General features: G+C 70.5%; 1 protein-coding gene. It reads left to right on the top strand.

Annotated elements, in window-relative coordinates:
* On the top strand, positions 1-1029 hold a 1029-nt coding region (argH, locus tag O9335_RS15290; RefSeq protein WP_298389651.1), incomplete at its 5' end, for an argininosuccinate lyase.
* Positions 1030-1352 lie beyond the last annotated feature (323 nt).

Genomic DNA, 1352 nt, shown 5'->3' on the forward strand with positions numbered 1-1352 from the left:
CGCCTGTGGCTGCGCGGCGAGATCGACGGCCTGCTCGCCCTGCTGAACCAATTGCAAACCGTGCTGGTGGAGCGCGCCGAGGCCAACGCCGAGGTGGTCATGCCCGGCTTCACCCACCTGCAGGTGGCGCAGCCCGTCACCCTGGGCCACCACCTGCTGGCCTACGTGGAAATGTTCGCCCGCGACCACGAGCGCCTGAGCGACGTGCGCCGCCGCGTGAACCGCCTGCCGCTGGGCGCTGCCGCCTTGGCCGGCACGCCCTACCCGCTGGACCGCGAGCGCGTGGCCCGCACTTTGGGCATGGATGGCGTGTGCCAGAACAGCCTGGATGCCGTGAGCGACCGCGACTTCGCCATCGAGTTCACCGCCGCGGCCAGCCTGGCCATGGTGCATATCAGCCGCCTGAGCGAAGAGCTGGTGCTGTGGATGAGCCAAAACTTCGGCTTCGTCACCCTGCCCGACCGCTTCTGCACCGGCTCGTCGATCATGCCGCAGAAGAAAAACCCCGACGTGCCCGAGCTAGCCCGCGGCAAGACCGGCCGCGTGGTGGGCCATCTTGTTGGCCTGATCACCCTGATGAAGGGCCAGCCCCTGGCCTACAACAAGGACAACCAAGAAGACAAAGAACCGCTGTTCGACACGGTGGACACCCTGCGCGACACCCTGCGCATCTTTGTCGACATGATGGCCGGCCTGCAGGCCCGCCCCGACAACCTGCGCGCCGCCGCGCAGCGCGGCCATGCCACCGCCACCGACCTGGCCGACTACCTGGTGCGAGAGAAAGGCATCCCCTTCCGCGACGCCCACGAAACCGTGGCCCACGCCGTGCGCTTGGCGTCCGAGCGCGGCCTGGAGCTGGCCGCCTTGTCGCTGGAAGAACTGCAGGCCATCGAGCCGCGCATCGGCGCCGACGTGTTCGGCCCGCTGTCGCTCGAAGGCTCGCTGGCCGCGCGGCAGGTGCTGGGCGGCACGGCTCCGGCGCAGGTGCGCGCGCAGGTGGCGCGGCACCGGGCGCGGCTGGCGGGCTGAGAGGCACATTCAGACTGCCAATCGACACACGGCCTTGTTGTGCAGGGATGGGCTTTCGAGCACCTCCGGAGTGCCAGCACGGGCCGCTGCGGGTGGTGGAGCGCTTGGGCGGTGCCCAGCGTTTGCCGCTGCCGGGGGCTCCGGTGCCCACGTTCGCGGCAGCAGGACAAGCTCGACAAGCCCGACAAGCGCGGGGGCCGCCGTGAGCTCACGCAGTCCATGGGGTCGCTGGCCAGCTTGGCGGCGGCCAGCGCTGTGCACCATGCCGTGGGGCTGGTGGGGAGCGCTGCTGCGCCAGCGGCGCCCAGACCCACCGCGCGCCC

It is taken from the genome of Inhella sp., assembly GCF_027532025.1.
Classification (GTDB): domain Bacteria; phylum Pseudomonadota; class Gammaproteobacteria; order Burkholderiales; family Burkholderiaceae_C; genus Inhella.